This is a genomic window from Trichococcus sp., from assembly GCF_055118575.1.
The window spans coordinates 1-26918 of record NZ_JBSQPW010000018.1; the positions used below are offsets into that span (position 1 = coordinate 1).

20 protein-coding genes and 1 riboswitch are annotated in these 26918 nt (G+C 47.2%); of the genes, 4 read left to right on the forward strand and 16 right to left on the reverse strand.

Features of this window, described 5'->3' with window-relative positions:
• Positions 1–641 precede the first annotated feature (641 nt).
• The 13 genes from ACTCCX_RS06535 to ACTCCX_RS06595 all read right to left on the reverse strand — a co-directional run bounded on the left by ACTCCX_RS06535 (position 642) and on the right by ACTCCX_RS06595 (position 16748).
• A complete protein-coding gene (locus tag ACTCCX_RS06535; protein WP_463275247.1) occupies positions 642–1730 on the reverse strand; it encodes a Jag N-terminal domain-containing protein in 1089 nt (362 codons plus the stop codon).
• 224 nt (positions 1731–1954) lie between these two features.
• Positions 1955–2563: a type IV toxin-antitoxin system AbiEi family antitoxin domain-containing protein gene (locus ACTCCX_RS06540; RefSeq protein ID WP_463275248.1), complete on the reverse strand. Its 609-nt coding sequence runs from the start codon at positions 2561–2563 to the stop codon at positions 1955–1957.
• A 134-nt stretch (positions 2564–2697) separates the two neighbouring features.
• Positions 2698–3465 (reverse strand): MurR/RpiR family transcriptional regulator, encoded by a 768-nt coding sequence (locus tag ACTCCX_RS06545; protein WP_463275249.1) that lies wholly within the window; start codon positions 3463–3465, stop codon positions 2698–2700.
• A 100-nt stretch (positions 3466–3565) separates the two neighbouring features.
• Positions 3566–4909 carry a 6-phospho-alpha-glucosidase gene (locus ACTCCX_RS06550; RefSeq protein ID WP_463275250.1) on the reverse strand — a complete coding sequence of 448 codons (1344 nt, stop codon included), beginning with the start codon at positions 4907–4909 and terminating at the stop codon, positions 3566–3568.
• A gap of 64 nt (positions 4910–4973) precedes the next feature.
• Positions 4974–6563 carry an alpha-glucoside-specific PTS transporter subunit IIBC gene (locus ACTCCX_RS06555; RefSeq protein WP_463275291.1) on the reverse strand — a complete coding sequence of 530 codons (1590 nt, stop codon included), beginning with the start codon at positions 6561–6563 and terminating at the stop codon, positions 4974–4976.
• 6 nt (positions 6564–6569) lie between these two features.
• The gene (locus tag ACTCCX_RS06560) at positions 6570–6890 is read right to left on the reverse strand and encodes a hypothetical protein (protein ID WP_463275251.1); all 321 of its coding nucleotides are present in this window, start codon (positions 6888–6890) and stop codon (positions 6570–6572) included.
• Between the two features lie 432 nt (positions 6891–7322).
• Complete coding sequence (eno, locus tag ACTCCX_RS06565) at positions 7323–8600, reverse strand: phosphopyruvate hydratase (protein ID WP_463275252.1); 1278 nt, start codon at positions 8598–8600, stop codon at positions 7323–7325.
• 71 nt (positions 8601–8671) lie between these two features.
• Positions 8672–8739: riboswitch (Fluoride riboswitch) on the reverse strand.
• A 166-nt stretch (positions 8740–8905) separates the two neighbouring features.
• Entirely contained in the window at positions 8906–10087 is a 1182-nt protein-coding gene (locus ACTCCX_RS06570) for a DUF1186 domain-containing protein (RefSeq protein ID WP_463275253.1), read from the reverse strand.
• Between the two features lie 500 nt (positions 10088–10587).
• Positions 10588–11898 (reverse strand): alpha-galactosidase, encoded by a 1311-nt coding sequence (gene melA, locus ACTCCX_RS06575; RefSeq protein WP_463275254.1) that lies wholly within the window; start codon positions 11896–11898, stop codon positions 10588–10590.
• A 96-nt stretch (positions 11899–11994) separates the two neighbouring features.
• Entirely contained in the window at positions 11995–12828 is an 834-nt protein-coding gene (locus tag ACTCCX_RS06580; RefSeq protein WP_463275255.1) for an AraC family transcriptional regulator, read from the reverse strand.
• 196 nt (positions 12829–13024) lie between these two features.
• Complete coding sequence (locus tag ACTCCX_RS06585; RefSeq protein ID WP_068622978.1) at positions 13025–13897, reverse strand: sugar ABC transporter permease; 873 nt, start codon at positions 13895–13897, stop codon at positions 13025–13027.
• Between the two features lie 3 nt (positions 13898–13900).
• Positions 13901–15250, reverse strand: coding sequence for a carbohydrate ABC transporter permease (locus ACTCCX_RS06590; protein ID WP_463275256.1), 1350 nt, complete (start codon positions 15248–15250; stop codon positions 13901–13903).
• A gap of 232 nt (positions 15251–15482) precedes the next feature.
• A complete protein-coding gene (locus ACTCCX_RS06595) occupies positions 15483–16748 on the reverse strand; it encodes an extracellular solute-binding protein (RefSeq protein ID WP_463275257.1) in 1266 nt (421 codons plus the stop codon).
• Positions 16749–17043: 295 nt separating this feature from the next.
• Here ACTCCX_RS06595 and ACTCCX_RS06600 point away from each other — a divergent pair, with 295 nt between their 5' ends.
• From ACTCCX_RS06600 to ACTCCX_RS06610, 3 genes are read left to right on the forward strand one after another with little or no spacing between them, the layout of a single operon-like run.
• Positions 17044–18807, forward strand: coding sequence for a glycoside hydrolase family 13 protein (locus ACTCCX_RS06600; RefSeq protein ID WP_463275258.1), 1764 nt, complete (start codon positions 17044–17046; stop codon positions 18805–18807).
• Positions 18808–18849: 42 nt separating this feature from the next.
• Positions 18850–20475, forward strand: a complete 1626-nt coding sequence (locus ACTCCX_RS06605; protein WP_463275259.1) for a glycoside hydrolase family 13 protein — start codon at positions 18850–18852, stop codon at positions 20473–20475.
• On the forward strand, positions 20472–22097 hold the full coding sequence (locus ACTCCX_RS06610) for a glycoside hydrolase family 13 protein (protein ID WP_463275260.1): 1626 nt from the start codon (positions 20472–20474) through the stop codon (positions 22095–22097). The genes ACTCCX_RS06605 and ACTCCX_RS06610 overlap by 4 nt, the downstream gene beginning before the upstream one ends.
• 294 nt (positions 22098–22391) lie before the next feature.
• On the opposite strand, the gene ACTCCX_RS06615 is transcribed toward ACTCCX_RS06610, so the two are convergent.
• On the reverse strand, positions 22392–23075 hold the full coding sequence (locus ACTCCX_RS06615; RefSeq protein WP_463275261.1) for an RraA family protein: 684 nt from the start codon (positions 23073–23075) through the stop codon (positions 22392–22394).
• A 252-nt stretch (positions 23076–23327) separates the two neighbouring features.
• On the opposite strand from ACTCCX_RS06615, the gene ACTCCX_RS06620 reads away from it, so the two are divergent.
• Complete coding sequence (locus ACTCCX_RS06620) at positions 23328–24050, forward strand: Fic family protein (protein WP_463275262.1); 723 nt, start codon at positions 23328–23330, stop codon at positions 24048–24050.
• A gap of 262 nt (positions 24051–24312) precedes the next feature.
• On the opposite strand, the gene ACTCCX_RS06625 is transcribed toward ACTCCX_RS06620, so the two are convergent.
• The gene (locus ACTCCX_RS06625; RefSeq protein ID WP_463275263.1) at positions 24313–25485 is read right to left on the reverse strand and encodes an NAD(P)-dependent malic enzyme; all 1173 of its coding nucleotides are present in this window, start codon (positions 25483–25485) and stop codon (positions 24313–24315) included.
• Between the two features lie 51 nt (positions 25486–25536).
• Positions 25537–26835, reverse strand: coding sequence for a 2-hydroxycarboxylate transporter family protein (locus ACTCCX_RS06630; protein ID WP_463275292.1), 1299 nt, complete (start codon positions 26833–26835; stop codon positions 25537–25539).
• Between the last annotated feature and the right edge of the window lie 83 nt (positions 26836–26918).

A 26918-nucleotide genomic window follows, 5' to 3' on the forward strand; every position in this document is an offset into this window, starting at 1 on the left:
AGTGCACGGATTTTTGGTGTTTTGCCCTGGATTCCATGCATCTATTATACCAAAAAACATCGAAAAGCGTTGTCACAATAGGGTTTATAAATTATTCAGCAGACATTAAATAGCAAAAGAGGATGGCCTAAATCATTTCCCATGATTTAGGCCATCCTCTTTTTGATTATTTCAGACTATTAATGGGACATCTAGCTGTGAAATCCGCCAAAGGATAAAAAACCAAACTGATCTACACATAGAGAGACAAATCAACTAAAATAGGAAAGAACCTTTCCTGAAGACAATATCATTCTATCCTTTAAACAACCATTTAATAATATACAGTGTGATAGTTATAGGTCCTAGCAGAATATAAATAACAAAAAATTTCAACATACGTCCAATCATGTTATATCCCCTCCTCAATTACATTAAATTGTAGTGACTTATTATATATAACGTGTCATATTCTAAGAAATATTTATTATCTACTGACCAATTCAGCACCTTGTTACAAAAAGTTATTGTCCTCCTGTTTATAAAAAATATTTATATCAGCTTTCAGGACTTACCAACGAAATAATGAGTCGATTTTCTGATTTTCCGATGATACTATACAGCTGATACCGAAGTAATTTTTCGTCAGCAGTCATCTTTATTTAGTCTTTCCATTTATACTCTCGCATATTTAGAATTTTTGATGAGCCAATTATATTGTTACTAGCGTATATTGTTATATGTACACTATTTGGCGTACTTGCTCCATACAGTTCATTTTGAATAACATTTTGAAGATAATCAATTATGGATGTTTTTTCGTATTCAGAAAGACTCATAAACTCACTACCTACTAATACAATCGCTTTATTTTCATTTTCCACTTGAGCATCGACTATAAACAAAGCCCATGCAAAATATGGATCTGGCGTTCCATTTTCAGTAGGGTAACCATCCCTATCTAATAATCCTAAAGCCCACCCTTGCATTTGGGTTAAAGAATTGTCTAATGATTGGTTCACAGAAGTCATCCATTCTTCATTAGCAGCAGATTCAGCTATGGCAATAGACTCAGCTTCGACTTTTGCAACAGATTCAGCTATCGCGATAGATTCAGCTTCGGCTTTGGAAATGGACTCAGCTATGGCAACAGACTCAGATTCTGAGCTAGTTATTTTTTCAGCCATATCATCGGGGTGCTCCGTTTCAGGTGGGAATGTGTGATATGCAATATCAACTCGCACATCATTTGAAAAAAAATCTCCGTCCTCAAAATCTTCTTTTCCATCAATGGTTACTTTTTCAATTTCCCCGTCTTCAATTAACCAACCTGTTATAAGATCTTCAATTTTTGTAGTTTTTATATTTATGAAACCAGCATCTTCAAACTGTTGCACTACTGTTTTATAATTTTGGGATGTTAACTCCGTTGAAGCAATAGGCGCAGATATTTCATTGTTATCTGAATTCTTAGTTGATGTGAAAACTTCACTTAAAAAAATACTAAGCAAAAGAATTAGAAAAAATGCTGCACCACCAATAATTCCAAATTTCTTAAATTTTTTCTTTTTTTCTAAATCCGCATCAGATAATTTAATGATTTCAACTTTGGCTTCTTTGCTAAATTTTCCTAAGATACCAGGTTTTGGTTGCTGAATAACAGTGATTTCTGCATGTTTTTTATCAATACCTAAATCTTTCAAGCCTTTTTCAATTGCATCATTAACCGTTTCGCCACTATAAATCGCCATCTTCGTTACCCCCTATAGCATTCTAATATAGTGCAACACATGTTCCATTCTATTATACTATACGATTTTTGATTTCGAATGGTTATACAATTTTATTTTTTGAAAGTTAAAAATATTGATAACACCGCCTTTCCTTACTTTGACAGTTTATAAAAGAAAAAGCAGCAGTAAATGAGCCTACCCTCAAAAGTTCGACCTAAAAAATCTAATTTTTGGTGGTCAGCTCACAACAATACATCCACATAAGTTTTTATTTTGTCCAGAACGTTATGTTTTTTAGCAAGGTTAAGCAATTTAGGGACATTTTTGTCGGATCTTCGCATATATTTTACAATTGCTTGTACCCGCACATCTTCGTCCGCTTCATACCGCGCGTTAAACATGTCGCACAAGGTTCGTTCCATCGAATAGACGACAATATCGTTCCCATTGCTGCTTTTGACGGTCATTTGGTCCTCCTGCCAAACGGACCGATCCTTCCATAACACCGAAATAGGTTGCTCTTTAATTTTTTTCGAATGATAACCGCGCGGGAAAGTCATCGTATAACTAAAAGGCGTTACATCGGACAAGCCATGCAAATAAAGCGCTGTTTCATGGGAGTATACGCCTTTCGCAAACCGCTTTTGAAAAACATACATTTCATCCTCATAGTAAAGCGGCGATAAATAGATTCCCCCGCTGATCTTTTCAAACCCCTCTTTTTTCAAATAATTCAATGAGACCTGATTCGGAAAGCCATTCTCCCTCAACGTAGCCAGGAACACAACTCCGTGGTTTTTTTCTGCCTCGTGCGCCACGAGTTCCATTAATTTCTTTTGATTTCCCGTCATAGCACTCACCACTTTTTTGATTTTTATACATCAAATTATACGTAAATGTAGCGCAAAAGTCAAAAAGCAGAAGCCTCCCCAATTTGGGGCAGCTCCTGCTTTTTCGTGCTTTTGAACATTCTTCAGCTACGCACTTACTCTTTCATAAACCGGTTCGTATAATCCACATATTTCCTGTACAGGCTGTCCAAAGTCAGGTGGAGCGGAAGGAAAGATACGATTTCAGTATCCCCCTGCATGATGGGGGTACTCTGAAAGTACAGATTATACTTCCCTAAAGACGCTAAACTGTTATTGCTCAAGCTAGTAATCGAGACAATTGGAATGCCTTTTAGCTTCAAAATGCCCATTTCTTTTTCAACTTCGCGTATGTCCCCGCTCAACGAAACCACGATCAACAAGTCAGAAGGCCTTATGTCGCTTTTGGATGCCATTTCCAATTCCCTTTTGGCTTCCAATAGAATGGGATATTTTCCGACAGCAATCATGGACCGCAGAAAGTCAGCCAGCACATTCCGCTGCCCCCAGCCGGTCCCATAGCAAAAAATCCGCTTCGCTTCCTGCATTTGCTTTAGGATCGGTGTCAATTCAGTCTGTTCAAATATCTTTTTGGTTGTTTCGATGTCTTTGATTTGCATGCTGTACAGATCGTATTCCGGTCCGACGGCATGCTGTTTGGAAATATCCTTGCGAATACTGTATTTGAACTCACTGTATCCGCTGAACCCCAGCTTTTGCGTCAGGCGCAGGATTGAGGATTTGGATGTCAGCGTCTCTTTCGCCAATTCAATGATGGTCATCTCTTGGCAATTCGCCTTATTCTTGATGATATATTCAATAATGGCTTTTTCATTTTCGTTTAGTTCGTTGAAGTGCTCATTGATGATACTTTCTAATTCCACCCGTATCCCTCCGTAAACAAAGAGTCGCCTACCAAGAGCAACTCTCTTTGGTTTGCGACTCTATTGTATCATATGAATGGGTTGTTTCAGGAAGGAACTCCTAGTTTAAAGTAGGCCAGAAGTCCGTATTGACGGCAATGAAATCATCCAGAATATTTTTGGCCACGCGCGCATTCGGTACGATGCGGGAAACAGTCAGTGCTTGCCATAATTTTTGGTAGGAGCCTTCTTCCCAAGCTTCCACTACCAGTTTTTCTACAGCGACTTGCTGTTCCATCAAGCCTTTTTGGAAACGAGGAATTTCGCCTTGAACAAGTGGTTCAGGACCATTCGAACCTACGATGCACGGAATTTCCACCATCGCTGTCGGATCAAAGTTGGAGATCGCCCCATTATTCGGCACAATCAGCAGCATGCGCTCTTTCGTATTGTACGCAATCGCCCGAGCCAGGTCGACGATGTAAGAAGCGTGATCGTCCGTTTCCAGTTCGGAATTCACTGCTGTCCCAAGTTGCGCAATGCGGTTGCACTCCCCAAAGACCATTTTCTCACGGTGATCCATCACCTCATTTGCGCGTGTGTATTCAGGGTTGGCTTTTTCGACCTCGTCTTGTGGGAATAAGTAGTACTTCAAATAAGTATTCGGCAAGGTTTTTGGATCCAGTGGATAAACTTCTTTAGCTTTTCCGAATGTGTGCACCCAGCTTGCTTCCACTTCCTCGCTGCCCTTTCCTTCCAGCTCGGCAGGCGTGATATAGCCATGCTCTTTGACATGCTTTTGGATTGCAGGCATCAGGTCATTGCCGTCTTTATCACGGATATCTGTCCACCAGCCGAAGTGGTTCAATCCATAGTAGCGTATGGAAAGTTCTTTGCGGGATTTCATCCCGAGAATTTCCGCCATGCGGTGTTCGATACCTACAGGCATGTCGCATATGTTGATGATTTTGCTGTTTGGACGAAGTTTACGAGTCGCTTCGGCTACGATCGCTGCTGGATTGGAGTAGTTCAGCATCCATGCATCAGGAGAATATTGCTCCATGTAATCCACTAATTCCAATACGCCCCCAATCGAACGCATGCCGTATGCAATCCCGCCCGGTCCACAAGTCTCCTGACCGATGACACCATATTTCAAAGGAATTTTCTCATCTTTCTCACGCATCGCATATTTTCCGACACGGATATGGGCCATCACGAAATCGATATCCGTAAAAGCAGTCTCGGGATCAGTTGTTGCAACGAAAGTGATTTCAGGTGCCCGTTCTTTCAGGATGATTTCGCAGGCATCCGCGATTTGCTTTTGTCTCTCCGGATCATTGTCATAAAATTTGATTTGTCTGATCGGAAAAATCTCCAGATTCTCCAACAACATCATGATGATTCCTGGTGTGAATGTGCTGCCTCCGCCTGCGATAGCGATCGATTGTTTTTTTAATTCCATTTTTTATTCTCCCTTTCTATTGTTAATTTAGTTTTTTATGATGATAAATCTATTGGATATGTTGTTAGATTGGCTTTTGTGCAACCAACTGATCAAACGCTTCTCGGACTTGCGGAACATCCAGACCCACAATCACTTGGAACGCCTTTCCATTTCTGACGAGACCATGCGCGCCGCCTTCTTTGAATTCCGCATCAGGTGCCACCAATGCTTCATCCGCCACCGTAACACGCAATCTTGTCGCACAGTTGTTCACCTCGACAATGTTATCGACGCCGCCTAACGCTTCCATATAATGCGCAGCACTTACAGCATATGGATTGCCGGCCAACGCGCCAGCATTTTTCTTGGCTTGCTTTTCACGATACTCTTGTTTGCTGTACATCTTGACTTCTTCCGCATCTTCACGACCAGGTGTTTTCAAGTCATACTTCAGAATGGCGAATCGGAACACAAAGAAGTAGATGATACTGAAAGCAAAGCCGACCGCGAACAGCGTCAGAACTGATCCCATATGATTGATCGACATCGGAATGATGAACTGCGACAAGTTCGTAATCAAGCCGCCACCGATATCTCCAACAACTCCGAAAGCATAGACGGTTGCGCCTAACGTTGCTGCCAACAAAGAGTGAACCAAGAACAACTGCGGTGCTATGAAGAGGAACGTGAATTCGAACGGTTCCGTGATTCCGGAAAGAATGGCAGTCAGCGCTGTCGGAATCAACAAGGCCAATGTTTTCTTACGTTTCTCGGGACTTGCTGTCGCATAGAAAGCCGCCGCAATCCCCAGAGGTGCGAAAAGTTTGGAAACATTATGCAGCGCGAAACCACCAGCAGGGAACAGTTCTTTCAAAGGTTCAGTTGACTGTGCGATAGTATTCAGATTTTCCAACCAAGCAGCAGTCAAGCCACCTTCCACCACCGCTGGACCAAAGATGAACGGTTGATAAATGAAATGGTGCAGACCTGTCGGAATCAAAATCCTTTCGAGGAACACATACAACCAAACACCGAATGTCCCGGAACTTGCCATAAAGCCTTGTGCAGAACCAATGCCGCCTTGGATGATCGGCCAAATCCAAGCTGTCAGGAACGCCAGCGGCAGCATCAGGAAGAATCCGATGATCACAACCAGCGAAGAACCTTGGAAAATACCGATCCAATCTGGTAATTTCTTTTCAAAATAGCGATTGTGGATCCAGACAACGATTGCTGCAATCAAGATAGCGCCGATCAGATTGGTATCCAAAGTCTTAGTGCCGGCAATCATTTTCAGTCCACTGTTGCCGCCAACTTCTTGGGTGAAGTCAACATTGAAAGTTGGTCCCATCAACTGAAGAATTTTGCTCAAGAAGTTGTTGAATGTCGTATAGATAACGAACGACTCTAAAGCTGCCCGGGCATTTGCTTTTTGCGCCAATCCCATAGGTAAACCGATAACGAATAATAACTCAATCTGATTAAAAACTGTCCAACCACCGGACTCAACAACCGCCCAGAAGTTTTTCCATATCGTCCCTTCCGCTGCGATTCCACCAACCAACATTTCATTTTGGAACATGATCGAAAGCGACAAGATAATCCCTGCAAAAGCGAATAATAGTACTGGTGTAAACATGGCGCCGCCGAAACGCTGAAGTTTCTGCATCATCATTTTTCATCTCCTTTTGTTTTTTGAAATCCTTTTCATGGGACTACTATAGCACGGGCAGTAGCCCCCAACAATAACTTGAGGCGCTTTAGGGAAAGCGTTCTCATAACGGCATTTTTCCCATTTCCTGAGAAATTTCTCAAGGCGCTTGCCGAGGAAATACAAGCCGTGCCGCTGCGCATCAGCTTCATCATCTTGAATCCACCGCAAGCGGTCGAGACCTACGAGATCAAGTTCGACGGCAACAAACAGCCTTGCGTCTCCGGCCATTATGGGGTTGCGCTGACGTATTCCTGATCTAAACGATAAACAAACCTTTTCCGCCATTATGAATCACTTTGTTGCGAATGATCCACAACTAAAAAAGCACTCTAAAAGCCCGTTATAGACTTTTCGAGTACTTTTTCTTAAGCTTTTGTTATCCCAGTTATTTTCTCGAAAACAGAATGCATAGACTTGGCTTTTCCTTATGATTTTACCTGATGACTGTTCTTTATCATCTTCTTCGATATTTGTAAGTGCTACATCTTTGATTATAGTCGCATAATTGCCTTTCAATAGGATACCACCATCCTCAATGAATTTTACAGCGCACCTATTGCACTTACCAAATACAAATACAATTTCTGCACTGGATTTCGTATGATCCTCTCATGAAATCATGTGTTTTCAACTCTTACAAAAAAGAACCCCGATTTCATCAGGGCTCTGGCTATACAATTCAAAAACTGAATACAGACAACTTATAGATAATGTAACTTATTTTGAATTATTTTTTTTCACGTCGAAATGAGCCATTTGTGCCGAATTACCCAATTCCTCTTCTATTCGTAAAAATTGGTTATATTTTTCGACTCGCTCAGAACGCGCGATTGATCCGGTTTTAATTTGTCCTGCATTCATAGCTACAGCGAAGTCAGCAATAAATGTATCGCCTGTTTCACCTGACCTATGAGAAATCATGGTTGTATAATTGTTTTTTCTAGCCATTTTAATAGCTGCAATCGATTCAGAAACTGTTCCAATTTGGTTTAATTTAATTAAGATAGAATTAGCTATCCCTTTATCAATTCCTTCTTGGAAAATTTCTGGGTTCGTTACAAAAATATCGTCTCCGATCAATTGCACGCGGTCACCCAATACCTCTGTCAACTTTTTAAATCCATCCCAATCATGTTCAGATAAACCATCTTCAATGGAAATGATTGGGTATTTCTCTACAATATCTTGGTAATAACTGATCATCTGATCTGAAGTCATCGTTTTCCCTTCAAAATGATAGACGCCGTCGGAACTGAATTCACTGGCTGCAGGGTCCATAGCAATCGCTATGTCTTTACCAGGTTCATACCCGGCTGCTTTGATAGCTTCAACCAAGAAACCAAGAGCCTCCTCAGTGGATTTTAAGCGAGGGGCAAAACCACCTTCATCGCCTACCGCTGTCTCCAACCCTTTATCTTTCAACATTTTTTTCAGAGTGTGGTAAGTGTCCGCTACCATCTCTAACCCTTTTCTAAAGCTGGAAGTCCCAATAGGAGTAATTAAAAATTCTTGTACGTCTATACCCGAGTCAGCGTGTTTGCCGCCATTGATAACATTAAAAAATGGCAAGGGCAATTCTAAATCAACACCGCCCAAATAGCGATAAAGAGGAATATTTAATGAGTTAGCTGCCGCTCTGGCAACGGCCATGGATACACCCAGTATGGCATTAGCACCTAAACGTCCTTTATTAGGTGTCCCATCTGCTTCAATCATTAATGCGTCCACGAGTGCTTGATCAAAAGGGGATTGGTTTACTAATAAGCTGTTGATTTCAGTATTTACATTATTCACTGCAGTTGAAACCCCGAGACCTTTTAAACGTTTGCCTCCATCTCTTAACTCAACCGCCTCTTTATCTCCAGTAGATGCACCTGAAGGCACGGAAGCTCGTCCCCATGAACCATCCGTTAAATGAACGTCCACTTCAACGGTGGGGTTGCCGCGTGAATCGAATACTTCCCTTGCTTTGATAAACTGAATTTTCGCTGCCAAAATTTTCTCCTCCTTTATGATTAGACAATAAAAAATGACACCCACTTAAATAAAGGCGGTTTTGCGCCTTTATTTAAGTAGGTGTCATTAATCATAGTTATTATGATAGTTAAAGGCGAACACCATCGCCGACTTTCTATTTTCGTTAAGTATAGCAATTAAAAAATAATAAATCAATTATTATAATGGTTGCGCTTACTAATCCATTCTATTTACAAAATTGCTCAACAAAGTTGGAATTGCATAGAGAAGAGGCCGTCATTGAAATGCCGATAAGCTACATGCATTGTTAAGCGGTTTTGCCCTTATTTCCCGCAGCACTTTTTGTACTTTTTGCCGCTCCCGCAAGGACAAGGGTCATTGCGGCCGATTTTTGGTTCGTTGACGACGGGTGTCCCCTTCGACTTTGGCATGAAGCCCGCGTCGTTGTTCATCAGCTGCTCAAAATAGTTCTCTTTGACAGGACCTCGGTTATATTTGAAATAGGCCCAACCCATCAATTCATCGATCGTATCATCGATTTTTTGCAAGTGTATGTTCCTCTTGGCCCTAGCCAGAACTGACACCTCGCCTTCCCGCATGGAATGATCCACGGATTCCATGCCGATCATGAAATAATCCACCTTATCATTTTCATAGGCTGCTTTGATTTCATCATACACCTCGCCCGGATAAATATCCGTACAGAGATTTATCAGCAACGTGACAATGGTCATGTTGTCGATTGTGGGGAGCAGTTCTTTGTAATAAGCCATAAGCTCCTTCCGTTCGAGCTCTCCGTGCAATGTCAAAATAGCCAATGCGATCAGAGCTTCGACTCTGACATACTTATCAGCATCCTCATTCTCAGCCAGCTGCTTTAGGGGTGCCACATCATCGCCACAAATGGATGCCATTATCCTTCCGGCATAATCCGTCACCGCATCCCCAAACAACTTGTCTGCCAGTCCATTCGGCAGACTGAACAGCTCCAGAACGATAGGATAAGCTTCTTTAGCTCTGAACTGAACCAACAGAAAAACCGCATATATATGCCCAAAATAATCAAAATCGTTGCTGTATTTTTCTGCGTTATCCCTTACCTCTTTTAGAAGAGCCAGCAACAAAGGAATCGCCTCTTCTTTTCTGGCAATGATTTCCGTCAACTCTGCTTCGGGGAAAATCCTGGCGGGATCGCATTTGATGCGCTCAATCAGTTCAGCCATCGTCTCTTCGGAAGGGTCGAAAGTGGCTGGATTCTGTTTCCTTTTGCCTTCGATACTGGCTAATCGCTTGCCGAAATCCGCTTCATCGAAAGCTTCTCCCGTTGCCAAACTCGCGGTTATCCTGTCCAACAGAACTTCAGCGATGCTTTCTTTCGCCTCTTGCGGGCTGCAGCCTGAAGCAATCAGCCGTTCAAAAGTATCCTTTGTGCATTTTGGTTCGTTCATGCTCAATTGATTATCCACTGCTTCCAACATGGTTACTTTCAATTCTCTGCTTACCATCACTAACACCTCACCAATGATATAGGTTTTTAGCACTGCACTTTATGTACCTCTAGTTTACCATATCTGCACTTCGCGGGGCACTTCTGGGCGGAAAGTAACAGATAATAAACTGTCACCTCCGGCTTCTTCGGCTTCGCCGGAGTTCGGCTGCCTGAAAATCATTCTTCTCCGGCCAACATTCGCTTGCCGATGATGATCGGTCGGCGCGTCGCTCAACTCCGGGCAGCACGTCTCTGGCCGTAGCTGGCGGTCACCACGGTGGCGCGTTGATTGAAAAGATGAATAACTCTAAAGTATTCATCTTTTCGAGCCCGAATCTTTGCTTAAACATGAATAACTATGAATTATCCATGTTTTTCGCACGACAAACTCGCCCCAGTCCAAAAAAAGCAGGAGCCGCCCAACTTTTCGGGGCAGCTCCTACTTTTTGCATAGATAGACGTTCGATTTATCATAGGGTACTCCGAAGCCGATTGCCTACGCGCACCTATTTGTCCTCATTTATAGGTCGGCAGGTAATCGCCATGGGCAGCGATCAGTTCGTCAACCATCGCTTTGATTTCGGAAATGGACAGTTCTGAACTCGCATGCGGGTCCATCAAGGCCGCTTGATAGATTTTGTCTTTTTCGAGTGTCATTGCGGCTTCAACAGTCAGTTCCTGGACATTGATGTTCGTCCGGTTCAATGCGGCCAGTTGCGTAGGCAGGTCGCCCACATAGGTAGGTTGAACGCCATTCTTGTCCACCAAACACGGAACTTCCACACAGCAATTTTCCGGCAAGTTCGTGATCAGACCTTTATTCAAAACATTCCCGGCAATCATAGCTGGGGTTCCGGTTGTAATCGCATCCATAATATAAGAGGCATATTCGCGGCTTCTCGTGTGTTCCAGTGAACCGTTGTTGACGATTTCTTCTCTTTGAGTTTCCCAACCTGCAATTTGATCAACGCATCTTCTCAAGTACTCATCGATCGGGATCTGCAATTGGTCAATCAGCTCCGGATAATTTTTCTTGATGAAGTATGGATGGTACTCTGCGTTGTGCTCGCTGGATTCCGTGATATAGTAGCCGAAATGTTTCATCAATTCAAAACGCACAGAATCCTTATGGGGATCAGCGATTTTTGAAGCCAGACTGCGGATTTCAGGGTAGAAATCTTTTCCGTTCCGGTTGATTTCCAGCAGCCAGGCCATATGGTTGATGCCGGCGATTTTCCATTGGAATTCATCCAGATTGTACTGATCTTTTATCCCCAGATGTTCGAACAGTTCCGGTACACAGACTTGGACACTGTGGCACAAGCCGACCGTTTTGATCTTCGTCGCTTTCAGCATGCCCATCGTCAAAATCGCCATCGGATTGGTGTAGTTCAGTAGCCATGCATCCGGACAAACTTCTTCCATTTCTTTCGCAAACTCAAACATCACAGGAAGTGTGCGCAATCCTCTGAAAATACCGCCGATTCCGGTAGTGTCCCCGATCGTCTGCTGCAAGCCGTATTTTTTCGGGATCTCAAAATCAATCACCGTGCTCGGTTTGTATCCGCCCACTTGAATCGCATTGATGACAAAATTCGCGCCCTTCAGAGCTTCTTTTCTGTCGCTGAAAGACTTTATTTTCGCGCGGTTTTGGTTCGAGTTTTTGTTGATTGTCTGAAGCATCAGTTCGGATTCTTTTAATCTTTTTTCATCAATATCGTATAATGCGATTTCTGCATCCTGGAGACTCGGCGTCAGCATCGCATCCCCCAAAACATTTTTTGCGAAGATTGTGCTCCCTGCACCGATAAAACAAATTTTGACCATGTCCATGCTCCTTTTCTATTTGATGTCTCCAGTATAGTTGATTCTTACTGAATAAGAAGGGCATGATTTTAGCTGCAGGGTACAATTTTCTAGGTCTTATTTTTCAAGCTTATACCGGGTCGGAGAACTGTGGAACTGGCTTTTGAAGGCCCGTGAAAAGGAGTGCCGGTTTTGATACCCTACCGCGCTCGCTATTTCCTCCACTGATAGTTCCGTCGTTTTCAGCAACTGGCTAGCTTTATTCATCCGGTACAGGTTCACATATTTGAGAGCGGTCAAGCCCAACTCCTCTTTGATCACCTGGCTGAAATAGGACGGGTGCAGGTACATCGATTTTGCGATTTCTTCGATCGTCAAACCCTCGCGGTAATAATTATTTTCCACGTACAACAAAAAGGCTTCGCTGTATTTTTTCGTTCGGCTGACACGGACACCCATTTCCATATTTTCATTGTGGATTCTGAAAAACGAGAAAATGTCATAGAAAAAGGCCTGATTTACTAGTTTTTTGGAATCATCAAAAAAATCGGATTGCATAAAGCGCTCGAATTTCCTCTGCAGCTCATCTTTCGCGTCGACCTTGCCGATATAATCCTTCGCCCCGATTCCGTTCGTATGCAGGATATCCTCCACCTTACTGCCCGAAAAGCCTATCCAATAGTATTCCCAAGGATTTTCAGCATCCGCTTCGTAATCGACCAGTTCATTCGGACGGATCAGGAAAAAATCTCCCGCTCCCAAGTCATGTGTTGTATCGTTCACGATGTATCTTCCTTTTCCGCTGATCACAAAGTGCACGATATAGTTGTCCCGTAACCAAGGGCCAAATCGATGCCCGCTCTTGCATTTCTCGTATCCTACATTGAAAAAGAAGAAATCCGAGAAATAATATTCTTTGAAATATAGATCCTTTAAGTGTTTTTCATCCATAGCGCGACCTCTGTTGTCTGTTTATTTATCGTGATTGTCGTATAGATAGATTCTAGCACAACATCTATTATTGGCGAAAAGATGGATAACTGTGGATTATCCATCTTTTTCGTACACACGATTGCCAACACCACCTAGAAAAGCCGAAAAAGCGCCCCCGCAAGGGCGCCTTTTCGGCTTTTTCATTGAAACATTCTTATCCTTTAACAGATCCGGATGTCACGCCTTCCACGTAGAAGCGTTGCATGAAGATGAACAGGATCGTGATTGGGATGGCGATGAGCACGCAGCCGGCGGTGAACGCCATGAACAGCGAGTTGGCGGTCGTGCGGGTCATCATTGTGAACAGGCCGATCGCAATCGTGTAGTTCGGGATGTTGTCGCCCATGATGATTTTGGCGAAGATGAAGTCCATCCATGGTCCCATGAAAGCCAGCAAGGACGTGTACACGATGATCGGTTTGGACAACGGCAGCGTGATTTTTGTGAAAATCTGCCACTTGTTGGCGCCGTCGATCATGGCCGATTCGTCGAGCGCCATCGGAATTGTGTCAAAGAATCCTTTGGCGATGTAGAAGCCCAGCGCGGAACCCGCGGAATAGACCAGAATCAAAGCAAGCAGGCTTTCGGTCAGGTTCAGGGCTTTCAGGATGTAGTAGACGGCAATCATGCTCATGAAGCCGGGGAACATGTTCAGCACCAAAGCGACTTTCAGGAACGGTTTCCGCATCTTGAAGCGTAGGCGCGACAGGGCGTACGCCATGGCGATCGTGATGAGGGTCGACAGGATGCAGCTGATTACGGAAACGAACAGCGTGTTCAGGAACCATCGCACAAACGGATAGTTCCCGGATGTGTTCAGCAGCAGAATCTTATAGTTTTCCAAAGTGAACGATTTCGGGATGATGTACGGGACGAACGCGCCGCCCTCTGCCCGGAAGCTGGTCAGAACGATCCAAACGATCGGGAACAGCCAAATGACCGACAGGACAGCCAGGATGGCGTAGACCGCAGCCAGCGAATACCGCCGCTGCGCTTTGTATCCTGTTGTTTTCTTTGCTTTTGCCATTTTTTAGCCCTCCTTGAATGAATTCGTTCTTGTGTAAGCAAGCAGACTGAATGCTGCGGACAGGATGAAGATCAGGATACCGATGACGGATGCCAAATTATAGTCCATTGTATTGACGGTCAAATTATACAGCCACGTGACGAGCAAATCCGTCGAACCCGCGCCATAGAAGTCGGAGTTCGAAGGTCCACCGCCGGTCAACAGGAAAATGACGTTGAAGTTGTTGATGTTTCCAATGAACTGTTGGATCAGCGCCGGCATCATCACGAACAGGATTTGCGGGAACGTGATGTTGCGGAAAATCTGTAGCTTATTCGCGCCATCGATCCGAGCAGCCTCGATCTGATCGGTCGGCAGGTTTTGGATGATCCCCGTCGAAACCAGCATCGTGGCCGGAATCCCAATCCACATGTTGACGACGATGACGGTAATTTTTGCCCAGATCGGATCCGTCAAAAACGGAATGGCGGAATCAATCAGACCCAGGCTCAGCAGCGTTGCATTGATGGGACCCGCGCCATTCAAGAGATTGCGCATGACCAACAGCGAGATGAACTGCGGCACGGCCATCGTGATGACGAAAATCGTGCGCCAAACACCCTTGAATTTCAGGCCTTTGGTGTTGATCAAAAGCGCCAGTAGGATGCCGAAGAAAAAGCAAGTGACAGTCGCCAGCGTAGCCCAAATCAGCGTCCAGCCCAAGACCGGGAAGAAGGTGTCTGCCATATTCCCGGAAATGACGTTACCGAAGTTCACAAAGCCGACCCAGGTAAAGAGGTTTTTCGGTGGCAGGTGCGTATGGTCATAGTTTGTGAAGGCGATCGAGATCATGTAGAGCAACGGCAGAATCGTGAATAGCAGCACGCCCAATAAAGGAATGGTCATCAAAGTGGCATGGAACCGTTCGTTCAGCAGGCTGCCCAGATCATCCATCGTGCTCGGGATCTTTTTGCCCGCTTGCTTCAGTTCATGGATATGCCGCGCGCTTTTGAGATTGATGACGTACAAGCCGACGAGGACCACACAGATTACAATGGCAGCAATGCCGAATAATAGCAGTAACATCGAGTTGTCGCCCTCTTGCAGCACTTCAATCCCTAGGCGTTCGTCAAAAACGAGCCCTTGCTCCCGGGTGCCCAACGTCGCCAACATGGCCAGCGCCCGCAGTCCGTTGCGAATCAGCCAATAGAAGAAGGCGATCTGCGATAACAGGAAAATCAAACCTTTTAAGTATTGTTTATTGGCAAGATTGGCGGCCCCCATGACAACAAAGGAAAGTTTTGTTGCGATGTCCCCTTCTTTGAACAATTCCCGAAAGGTCATCTGCTGGCCGTAACTTTTTTTCTTGAACATGGCTTCCCCACTCACTTTCTTGATTTAAATAAGAGGGACGAAAGATGCGTAATCTTTCGCCCTCCCTTTTAGCTTAAAAAATATTTCATGCGCCTAAAATAGATGTCCAGCTACACGGGTTAGCCCTTCGGAATTTAGATAAATTGTACCTATTGCGCTCTGCGATGCTCAGTCGGCACAATTTCCTAAAATTCTTTCAGGGCTGAACGAACCCGTTCCGCTTTTCCTCTTTTTATTCTTCAGATTCAGTGACTTTGGATGTGTCTTCTACGAGTTTGTCCAATTTGTTCATGTACTCGTCTGCGGTGATGTTGCCTTTGTATGCATCGTTGATGATGGCATCCATCGCTGGCCAGAAGGACACGATTTCCGGAACTTTAGGCATGACGACCGAGTGAGTCGGTTGGGACATTTCCATTACGGCTTTTGCCACGACATCTTCCTGCACTTCCGCATTTTCCTGAAGGGCTTTGTTTGATGGAATGACGCCCATTTCCTGGAATTCAGTCATCTGCGAAGTTTCGTTGGTCAGGTAGTTCGCCAAAGCCATGGAAGCTAAAGGTGCTTCTGTCTGTTGGTTTACAGCAAATAATTTGACGCCCAAGAAAGCTTTCATCTGGACTTCGCCACTGCCGAAATCGACTGTCGGATAAGCCGCAACGCCCATGTTGTCGCCCAAGGCTTCGATCACATCGTTTTTCGACCAAGGACCGGAAAGGAAGGCATCGGAAACGCCCGCTTCCAAGTTGGCCAAAGCTTCTGCGCCGGATTGGATCACGCCTGGATTGTTCTTTTGGGCTGCGATCCATGCAAGCACTTCAGCACCTTTTTCGTCATTGAAATTGGTTCCGCTTGGATCTTCGCCAGTTTCGCCGTACAAGTATAGACCGTTACTCATGAACAGCGGTCCGAAGATATAGTTGGCTCCTGCTTCAGCAAAGTTTGTGCCGATTTTGCCTTTTTCAGTCAATGTCGTCCAGCTCTTCACATCGTCTTCAGTCAGTTTCGCTTTATTATAGTAGAGGACTTGCGATTCGACGCCGTATGGATAGCCGTAAAGCTGATCGTTCCAGGTTACGCCTTCGACAGCCGATTCCACGTTATTTGCTTTTACTTCATCTGCATATTTTGTGTTCGGATATAACAGACCTGCTTCAGCCATTTGACCGACTTGGTCGTGCGGCATCATGAAAACGTCAGCCGCTGCTTTTGGATCTTTCGAGACATCTTTCTTTGCATCAGCTGAGCTTCCTGCTGCCACTTCAACCGTAACTTCAGGAAATTCTTTTTCAAACTCTGCTACAATCCCTTTGAAGACTTCCACGTGATCTGTGTCCACCCACAATTTGACGTCGCCTTCCACAACGACTTCTCCGGATGTGTTTTCAGCTGAGCCTGTATCGCTTGTATCAGCTGTGCCGCCGCATGCGCCCAAGATTAAAGCAGATGCTCCCAAGATTAAACCGCTTCCAAAATACTTTTTCCAATTCGTTTTCACTTACTTGTCCCCCTTGAAATGAATTTCCTTTACAAGTTTGATTATGCAACCGATTGCTTTAATAGTCAAGCTTTTTTTCTCAAAAAAAGAATACGTTTTATTCCGACGAGCTGCCCGATTGCTTGTAAAAAGCTTGTTTATATAGGATTACCAAGGTTTTTCGATCATCCGAAGGTCAACGGACCGCATTTCCCTCTCTAAAAATAAAATGCAACCGATTGCTAAAAGTTCTTGCAACCGATTAGGCATTGTGCCACAATGTGGGAAAACAAAGAATAAAAGGAGCCGATTTTATATGAACACTTCCGCACTTTACCATCGCCCTGAGAGCGAATTCGCCTATCTGTATGACCATGAAACGATGCACGTCCGGCTGCGGACTGCCCGCGGAGACGTAAGGGAGATGGCCTTACTATACGGAGACCCTTATTTCCTGGACAAAGAAGAATGGTTCCGCAAACCGCTGCAGATGATCAAAACCCTTTCCACCGATCTGTACGATTATTGGTTCGTGGAAGTGAAGGCTCCCTTGAAGCGTTTGGCCTATGCATTCGCCTTGAAGGGCTTTGACGGCATCTCGGTCTTTTACGGCGATCACGGCGTTTATCCATTAGAGGAAGAATATTTGCGGATGCCGAACAATTATTTCCGGATGCCTTTCTTCCATGAAGTCGATCGCTTCAATACGCCGGAATGGGTCAAGGAAACCGTCTGGTATCAGATTTTCCCGGAGCGCTTTGCCAACGGGGATTCTAGTAATGATCCGGAAGGCACATTGGCTTGGGGATCGGCAGACCCCAGTCGGGAGAACTTCTTCGGGGGCGACCTGCAGGGGGTCATCGACAAGCTTGATTATCTGGAGGACCTGGGCATAAACGGCATCTATTTCTGTCCGATTTTTGAAGCGGCTTCCAACCACAAATACGACACAATCGATTACCTGAAGATCGATCCGGCCTTCGGTGACGCCGAAACATTCAGAAAACTCGTGGACGAATGCCACAAGCGCGGCATGAAAGTCATGCTGGATGCCGTCTTCAACCATATCGGCGATTCCTCGCCGCAATGGCAGGACGTCCTTAAAAATGGGGAAGATTCACAATACGTCGACTGGTTCCACATCAATGAGTTTCCGGCTTCCTACAAACGCGGCGAAAATTTTGAAGATGCCTACGACATCACCTACGATGTCTTTGCCGCCAATCCACACATGCCGAAACTGAACACGGCCAATCCGGAAGTGCAGGATTATCTGCTGAACATCGCCCGTTATTGGATCGAAGCCTTCGATATCGATGCATGGCGCCTGGATGTCGCGAACGAAGTCGACCACGCGTTTTGGAAAAAATTCCGGATCGTCTGCGATGAAGCAAAAAAAGATTTCTATATTCTTGGTGAAATTTGGCATTCCTCCCAAAACTGGCTGCAGGGCGATGAATTCCATGCCGTCATGAACTACGCCTTTACCGATGCGATCATGGGCTACTTCGTGAAGAATGAACTATCCTTGAGTAAAATGGTGTCGGAAATGAACAACCAATTGATGCTCTACCGTGATCAGACGAACCAGATGCAGTTCAACATTTTGGATTCCCATGATACGCCGCGCCTGTTGACGGAGGCCAATGAGGACAAGGACATCATGAAACAAGCCCTGGCCTTCACCTATATCCAGCCCGGCGTGCCTTGTCTATACTACGGGGACGAAATCGGCCTGACCGGCGGGATGGACCCGGATTGCCGTAAGTGCATGGTCTGGGAAGAAGACAAGCAGGACCGCGATCTGCATCGGTTCACGAAAGAATTGATCGGTTTCCGCAAGGAGCAGCAGAAGATCCTATCGGAAGGCAGCGTTTATTGGCGTCAAGTTTCCGAAGAATCGGGCGTCATCATTTTGGAGCGCATGCTGGGCGGCGAAGTTATCCGTGGCGCCTTCAATACCGGGGAACACTCCGCACGGGTCGAACTGATCGGAAAGGCCTTGTTTGCGAATCTGGCGGACGTGTCGGACGGCTCGGTCGAATTGGCGCGCAAAGGTTTTGTATTGATGAAAGAATAACCCTGCATATTGAGGACAACAAACAAGAGATGAGGTTGCAGCATGGAAAAACATTGGTGGCAAGAGGTCGTCGTTTATCAGATCTATCCGCGGAGTTTCAAGGACAGCAACGGCGATGGCATCGGCGATATCGCCGGCATGACCGAAAAATTGGACTATCTGGAAAAATTGGGAATCGGCGCCATTTGGCTTTCGCCCGTCTACCAGTCGCCGAACGATGACAACGGGTATGACATTTCAGACTACGAAGCCATTCTCGACGAGTTCGGCACGATGGCGGAGATGGAGCATTTCATCGCGGAAGCCGACAAGCGCAACATCAAAGTAGTGATGGATCTGGTGGTCAACCATACTTCGGATGAGCACGCTTGGTTTGTTGAAGCCAAGAAAGGCAAAAATAATCCTTATCGCGACTATTATGTTTGGGCGGACCCTGCCGAAGATGGTGGCGTGCCAAACGGATTGGGATCGGCCTTCTCAGGACCGGCCTGGGAATGGGATGCGGCGAGCGGTCAATATTACCTGCATCTTTTCAGCAAAAAACAGCCTGACCTGAACTGGCAGAACCCGAAGATGCGCCAGGAAATCTACACGATGATGAACCACTGGATCGAAAAAGGGATCGGCGGCTTCCGCATGGACGTCATCGACCTGATCGGCAAGATTCCCGAAAAAGGAATCACCGGAAACGGCCCGCAGCTGCATGAATTCCTGCAGGAAATGCATGGGGAAACATTCGGTGCACACGACCTGCTGACCGTAGGCGAAACCTGGGGAGCGACCCCGGAAATCGCCAAACTGTATTCCGCCCCGGAACGCAACGAGCTGTCGATGGTTTTCCAATTCGAGCACATCGGCCTGGATCAGAAACCGGACGGCGAGAAATGGGATCTGCAGCCGATGCAAGTCGCTGAACTGAAACGGATTCTGGCGAAATGGCAGACGGAACTCGGGCACGACGGATGGAATTCCCTGTTCTGGAACAACCACGATTTGCCGCGGATGCTCTCGCGTTGGGGCAACGACCAGGAATACCGTTCCGAAAGCGCCAAAATGCTGGCGATCCTGCTGCATCTGATGAAGGGTACCCCTTATATCTATCAAGGCGAAGAAATCGGCATGATCAATACGCCGATCACTGACATTGCGGAAGCACGGGACATCGAAACAATCAATATGTACCGCGAGCGCCTGGCAAAAGGCTATTCCGAAGCGGACATCCTAGCCTCAATCAACGCGAAAGGCCGCGACAATGCCCGTCGTCCAATGCAGTGGGATGCTTCGCTGCACGGCGGATTTACGACCGGCACGCCTTGGATCGGCGTAAATGGAAATTATCCGGCCATCAATGCGGAAGCTGCGCTGGCCAATCCGGATTCGATCTTTTATACCTATCAAAAACTGATCCGCCTGCGCAAAGAAAACCCAATCGTGGTTTGGGGCGATTTCGAGCTGGTGGATACCATCGACGAGGTCATCAGCTATTACCGGGAATACGAAGGTGAACGTTGGTTGGTCGTGTCCAACTTCTCCGATGAAACGCAGCCTTTCTCGGTCGAGGATGAGCTGGCCGAAGTGATCATCCATAATTATGAAATGCCGCTTAACGCTCTGAAGGATCTGCAGCTGCAGCCTTGGCAAGCCTTTGTGGTCAAGGTGACCGCATGAAAAACTGGTGGAAAAATGCGGTAGGCTACCAGATTTATCCGCGGAGTTTCCGCGACGCCAACCACGACGGCATCGGCGATCTGCAGGGAATCATCGAAAAACTACCTTATCTGCAGTCTTTGGGTGTGGATTTCATCTGGCTCAACCCTGTCTACGCCTCGCCGAATGTCGACAACGGCTACGACATTTCCGATTACCAGGACATTCATCCCGACTTCGGGACGCTGGCCGATTTCGCAGAACTGTTGGAAAAAGCCCATGCGGCAGGCATCAAACTCATCATGGATCTGGTCGTGAACCATACGAGCGATCAGCATCCTTGGTTCCTGGAAGCGAAAAAAGGCCGTGAGAACCCTTATCGGGATTACTATTTGTGGGCGGATGCCACCGAAAACAAGATGCCGAACGCTTGGCAAAGTTTCTTCGGCGGCTCGACCTGGACTTACGACGCGAACTCGGGCCAAGCCTATTTTCATGTCTTCGCGCCGGAACAACCGGACCTGAATTGGAAAAACCCGCAAGTGCGGGAAGAAATCTACCGGATGATCCGCTGGTGGTTGGACTTGGGGATCGACGGCTTCCGACTGGATGCGATCAGCCATATCCAAAAAGAACCGTGGGATTTCAAAATCAGCGACAACCCTTGGGCGCCTTTTATGAATGTCGCGGGGATCGAAGTCTATATGCAGGAGCTGAAGGATATTTTTGCGGCCTACCCGATCATGACGGTCGGGGAAGCGAGCGGTGTTTCCAGCAAAAAAGCGGTGCATTGGACCAAAGAAGACGGCTATCTGAACATGATCTTCGAGCTGGAGCATAATGTTCGCGAAGGCCAACCGGGTGCGGAACGGCTCAATCTGTTGGGGTTCAAAAAGGTGCTTTCGCGTTGGCAAAAGGATTTGGGCTCGAACGGTTGGAACGCCCTGTACGTGGAGAATCATGACAATCCACGCATCGCCTCAATTCTGGGGGATGAGTCGCCTAAATCCGCCAAAGCGATTGCAACGATGTACATGCTGCTGAAAGGCACGCCCTTCATCTATCAAGGCCAGGAAATCGGCATGACCAACTTCGCCTTCGAGTCGATGGAGCAAGTCGATGCCCAGGATTCGCACAATCTCTACCGTCTCTTGTTGGACAGCGGCGCCTCGCCGGAAGAAGCGCTGCGCAACGTCACCCACTGGACCCGCGACCATTCGCGCACGCCGCTGCAGTGGGAAGGCGGGATGTTCGGCGGTTTCTCCGAGCTGCTGCCCTGGATGGCCGTCAATGCCAACACCGCGCAGGTGAACATTTTTGATCAGGAAAAGGACGAGCAATCGGTCTTGAACCATTACAAGCACCTGATCCGGTTACGGAAAGCGCAGCCCTTCTTTGCCGACAGCGCCTTCGAACTGATCCTGAAAAACCATCCGCAGGTCTTTGCCTATCTGCGTAAATCGGAGACGAAACAGGTGCTTGTGCTCACGAACATAAGCCGCAACCCCTGCCAAATCGACCTGCCGACGCGGGTCGCCAACAAAAACTGGCGGATGCTGTCGACGAATGCGGACCAGGCGACTGTGGAAAAACGGATCTGGATGCAGCCGTACGATGCTTGGGTGTTTGAGGAAATCGGCTGAGTGGTTGCCCGTGCAGTGGCTATGGAGTGCCTGCCGGTGACCAGAGTTGAGCGGCCCGGAATCGGGGGACCCTGCTCCGGTGAGGCTCCGCCAACCGGAGGATGACGGTAACTTTCGCTCTCTCCTCCTGCGAGCCCGGCCTCATCGGAGCACAAGATTTTTATGTGGGCCGATCTCCGGCGAAGCCTCCGTTCGCCGGAGGAGAACGACCGCATACTGCATACCGCATACCGTAAAAACACAAACAGCGAATGGTCGCCCGGTCAGGGGCGGTCCATCCGCTGTTGTTTTGCTCTAGTAGCCCAAACGGTTCAATTCCATCTCCAGGCTGGCTGGCACAATCTGTCCGGTTTCTTCGAATTTGGCGAGCTGCGCTTCCATCTTATCGACCTGTTCCTGCGCGGCTGCGATGATTTCCTCGGCATGCTCCAAAGGAATCACGACGACCCCGTTGCGGTCCCCGACGATGATATCGCCCGGGCGCACGGACACGCCGCCGCAGGAAATCGGCACATTGACTTCCCCTTTCGCGCCCCTTGTGCTCCGTCCGCAGGTGTTCGCCCGCGCGTAGATCGGGAAGCCGATCGCTTCGTTCTCTTCGATATCGCGGAAAGCACCGTCGATTACGACACCGGCAAGGCCGATCGCTTTGGCGACGCGGCTGCGGTTATCGCCCCAGACGCCGTTGTTGCAGCTGCCTTTTGCATCGATGACAATGATGTCGCCCGGTTGCGCTGCCTCAAGGGCTTTCGGCACGATCAGGCTGTCGCCGAGCATCAGCTGCAGGGTGACGGCCGGTCCGATGATTTTTTGCGTGGTCACCATCGGCTTGATCTGGTAGTCCATCGCCCGGAAAACATCCATCCCGTCGCATAGCTCCGGCACGGTGAATTTGTTCAGTCTTTCCAGCAGTTCGGGTGTCGGCCTCGGAATTTCTGTGATGATCCTGAAACCCATTCTTTGGTTGTTCTCGCTCATGGTCACGCCTCCATTTTTCATTTTGTCAATAAATCAAATTATTTACTCAACTATATCAGATTAAGCGTCTTTTTGTATATTTGTACCATTCTACCATTCTACCATTCTACCATTCTACCACTTTAACATTATGGGGGAGACGAACGGGTGAACATACTTGTTCTGTACCATTTTGATGGAGAAATGTTTGTACATCGAGATAGCATTTAGGTATGATAGTGTTGGGACACGAAGAAGAGGAGGCTGGGTTTTATGAGCGGTTTTTTGAATGAAATACCACAAAACTATTTAGATGATATGTTAGTGCGTCTTGCCCACCACTCAGCAGGAATAGAAGGAAATACGATTTCGTTACCGGCGACAGTCTCGATTATTTTAAATGGTACTCTCCCAATCAGTAGCGGGGCGACTGTGCGCGAATTTTATGAAATCGAAAACCATAAACAAGCCTTTTCCAACATGCTGGATCATTTGGAGAGTAACGATACGCTCTCAGTATCCATCATCAAGGAGCTTCATGCCGATTTAACCGATCGGCTTCAATATGATAAAGGACAATTCAAAAAGAACGAAAACCAGATGATAGGGGCAGAATTTCAAACTGCTTCACCAGGAGAAACGCCATTTCTGGTCCAACAGTTAGTGGATAATCTGGAATATAGGCTGGAAAATGCAGCGATTGACGAAATAAAATTAGAGGGAATTTTAGATACACATATTCAATTTGAGCGGATCCACCCATTCTCAGATGGTAACGGACGCACAGGACGTATGCTGATGAACTACTCGTTGCTGCAAGAGGGGTTCCCACCTCTGATTATCGAAAAAGAAGCAACGGCAATTTATATTGAATTGCTGGCAAGGCAAGATTTAGGTGGGTTTATGTCTTTTGCCAAGGAAATATTAGCAAAAGAGAAGAAGCGCATGAAAGCATTTCAAAACATGGATCAAGACCAAATCAAACTTGTTGAGTAACACGAGCGTGCGCCAACACTGCAAAAGAGAAGAAGGATGCCCGATTCGATCAGGCATCCTTCTTCTCTTTTTTCTGATCAGAACGCCCTCCTCCGGCTAACTGAGGTTACGCCGGAGGACGGTTCACACATCAGATCTGTGCTCCGATGAGGACAGGTTCGCAGGAGGAGAGCGCGGAAAATACCGACGTTCTCCGGTGGCGGAACCCTTACCGGAGAAACGCACCAATCTTGCTGTTCAGCTCCGGTTAGCAGCGTACGTTTTAGACAAGCACTTCTTCTTTTTTTACAGCATTCATGACGCTGGCGGCTACGATGTCGGCCACGCCCGGGGTGAAGACGTCAGGCATGATGTAGTCGACGTTCAGTTCCTCATCGCTGACGATGCTGGCGATGCCGCGTGCGGCCGCCAACTGCATTTCGATGGTGATGTCTTTGGCGCGCTCATCCAATGCGCCGCGGAAGATCCCAGGGAAGGCGAGTACGTTGTTGATTTGGTTCGGGAAGTCGCTGCGGCCGGTGCCGACGATGTAGGCGCCGCCGGCTTTGGCTTCATCCGGGAAGATTTCCGGCGTCGGGTTCGCCATCGCGAAGATGACCGGTTTTGCATTCATCGTTGCGATCCATTCCTTCTTCAAAACGCCTGGTGCGGATACGCCGACGAATACGTCCATCCCAACAACTGCATCCTCCAAAGTTCCGGTCCGGAAGCTTCGGTTCGTGACTTTGGAGATTTCCACATGACGCTCAGCCAATTCAGGATCCGTTTCGGAAATGATGCCGGTGCGATCCACGACCATCAGGTTCTTGATACCAGCGGAAAGGAACATTTGGCTGATGGCAATCCCTGCAGCACCGCCTCCGTTGACGACCACTTGAATCTCATCGATTTTTTTGCCGGTCAGGCGCAAGGAATTGTAGAGTGCCGCCAGCACGATGATCGCGGTCCCGTGTTGGTCATCATGGAAGACCGGAATGTCCAACATCTCTTTCAGGCGACGTTCGATTTCGAAGCAGCGAGGCGCGCTGATGTCCTCCAGGTTGATCCCGCCGAAAGAAGGTGCGATGGCAGCAACGTGCGAGATGATCTCTTCGACATCCTGCGTATCTAGGGAAATCGGCACGGCATCGACATTACCGAAGCGTTTGAACAGAGCCGCCTTGCCTTCCATTACCGGAATGGCTGCTTCCGGTCCGATGTTGCCCAAGCCCAGGACCGCCGATCCGTCCGTCACGACAGCAACCAGGTTCTTTTTGGTTGTATAGGTGTAGACGTCATCTTTGTTGCCGGCGATTGCCATGCAGACGGCTGCGACACCCGGTGTGTAGGCGATGCTCAGGTCTTCCATCGTTTCGATCGGAACTTTCGAGATGACCTCCAATTTACCGCCGAATTTTTTGCTGATAGCCAATGCTTTTTCTTTAACATCTGTCATAGTGAACACACTCTCTTTCTTCTCGTTTATGATTTTGGTATTTTTATGTTTTTAGAACAGGAAACGCAGTAAGGCTGTCATCGAAATGACGGTAATGGCGCCGCCCAAACGTGTAGCTACTTGGGCAAACGGCATCAGATTCATGCGGTTGGAAGCCGATAGGATGGCGACATCCCCGGTTCCGCCCATGCCGCTTTGGCAAGCCGTTACGATGGCTGCTTCGATCGGGTTCATGTTCATTTTTCCGCCGACGAAGAAACCGGTCAGGACAACGGTCAACACGACCGAGATCACGACCACGAAATACTGCCAAGAAAGCATGCCGACGACGTCTTTAAGCGGGATGTACAGCAAGCCCAACCCGACCATCAATGGGAAAGTGAAGTTGCCGGAAATGAATTTGTAGAGTTGTTTCGAGCCTTTTTCGACATCTTTTGGCAACAGGCTCAAGTATTTGATGCTGGCAGCGATCAGGATCATCAGCACCGGTCCCGGGAAGCCTGTCAATCTTTCCAAAAGTCCGCCGGCGATGAACAGTGTGCAGGCCGTCAGAACGCCGGCGCCCATCAACTTGATGTCCAGCGGGCTCTTGTCTTCCTGCATGGCATCAGCCATATCATCGTTGGCGCCGAATTTGATCAGTTGGCCCTTGCCGCTTTTCTCAGGATATTTTTCACCCAAACGGTTCAAAACACCTGAGCAGATAATCGCGAAGAAATTACCGATGATCGTTGCCGGAATCAGTTGACCAACCAATTCCCCACTCGGGATGCCGGTGATGGCGCTGTAGCCCAGCGACAACGGCAGGATGCCTTCACCGATTCCGCCGGCGATGATGGGTGTCACGATGTAGAAGAGCGTATGCTCAAAACCCAGTCCCAACAATGTTCCCACTGAAGTTCCGACGATCAGTGCGGCGATCATCGCCACAGCCATCGGGATGATCATGCGGATCAGACCCTGAACCAGAATCTTGCGGTGCATCCCCAGAATACTTCCGCAGACGAGGCAGGCGATGTAGAAATACAGGAAGTTCGCTTCCCGCATCAGCATGTTCGCCGCATCCAGCGTGTTTTGGTTGAATACATTCATGAATACCAAGATTGATGGCACCATCAGCGACAGGATGGCCGATCCGCCGAAGTTCTTCAGCCCCGGGATGCTTGCGCCGATCCCTCCCAAAAGCCAACCCAAACTCAAAATGACCGCGAACCCGCCCAGCATGTTGACGGGCAATTCGCCCAGATACGCAGAAGCTATTATAATGGCTGACATCACGAGATAAGTTGGCAATGGGATCGCGCCTACCTTCGCATTCTTGAATCTGTCGAAAACCGTCAACTCCGAAATGCCCGGGAGCTGTTCCAGCTCCAATTCTTTTGTCGTGTCTCTCACTTTCCTTCTCCTCCTTTTGATTACCCGCGCCTCTTGAA

Coding starts and splice junctions, on each gene's coding strand:
- ACTCCX_RS06535 (WP_463275247.1), bottom strand. CDS start 1,730: ATGGCGATTTATAGTGGCGAAACGGTTAATGATGCAATTGAAAAAGGC.
- ACTCCX_RS06540 (WP_463275248.1), bottom strand. CDS start 2,563: ATGACGGGAAATCAAAAGAAATTAATGGAACTCGTGGCGCACGAGGCA.
- ACTCCX_RS06550 (WP_463275250.1), bottom strand. CDS start 4,909: ATGGAATTAAAAAAACAATCGATCGCTATCGCAGGCGGAGGCAGCACA.
- ACTCCX_RS06555 (WP_463275291.1), bottom strand. CDS start 6,563: ATGATGCAGAAACTTCAGCGTTTCGGCGGCGCCATGTTTACACCAGTA.
- ACTCCX_RS06560 (WP_463275251.1), bottom strand. CDS start 6,890: ATGGCGGAAAAGGTTTGTTTATCGTTTAGATCAGGAATACGTCAGCGC.
- ACTCCX_RS06570 (WP_463275253.1), bottom strand. CDS start 10,087: ATGGTAAGCAGAGAATTGAAAGTAACCATGTTGGAAGCAGTGGATAAT.
- melA (WP_463275254.1), bottom strand. CDS start 11,898: ATGGTCAAAATTTGTTTTATCGGTGCAGGGAGCACAATCTTCGCAAAA.
- ACTCCX_RS06580 (WP_463275255.1), bottom strand. CDS start 12,828: ATGGATGAAAAACACTTAAAGGATCTATATTTCAAAGAATATTATTTC.
- ACTCCX_RS06585 (WP_068622978.1), bottom strand. CDS start 13,897: ATGGCAAAAGCAAAGAAAACAACAGGATACAAAGCGCAGCGGCGGTAT.
- ACTCCX_RS06590 (WP_463275256.1), bottom strand. CDS start 15,250: ATGTTCAAGAAAAAAAGTTACGGCCAGCAGATGACCTTTCGGGAATTG.
- ACTCCX_RS06600 (WP_463275258.1), top strand. CDS start 17,044: ATGAACACTTCCGCACTTTACCATCGCCCTGAGAGCGAATTCGCCTAT.
- ACTCCX_RS06605 (WP_463275259.1), top strand. CDS start 18,850: ATGGAAAAACATTGGTGGCAAGAGGTCGTCGTTTATCAGATCTATCCG.
- ACTCCX_RS06610 (WP_463275260.1), top strand. CDS start 20,472: ATGAAAAACTGGTGGAAAAATGCGGTAGGCTACCAGATTTATCCGCGG.
- ACTCCX_RS06615 (WP_463275261.1), bottom strand. CDS start 23,075: ATGAGCGAGAACAACCAAAGAATGGGTTTCAGGATCATCACAGAAATT.
- ACTCCX_RS06620 (WP_463275262.1), top strand. CDS start 23,328: ATGAGCGGTTTTTTGAATGAAATACCACAAAACTATTTAGATGATATG.
- ACTCCX_RS06625 (WP_463275263.1), bottom strand. CDS start 25,485: ATGACAGATGTTAAAGAAAAAGCATTGGCTATCAGCAAAAAATTCGGC.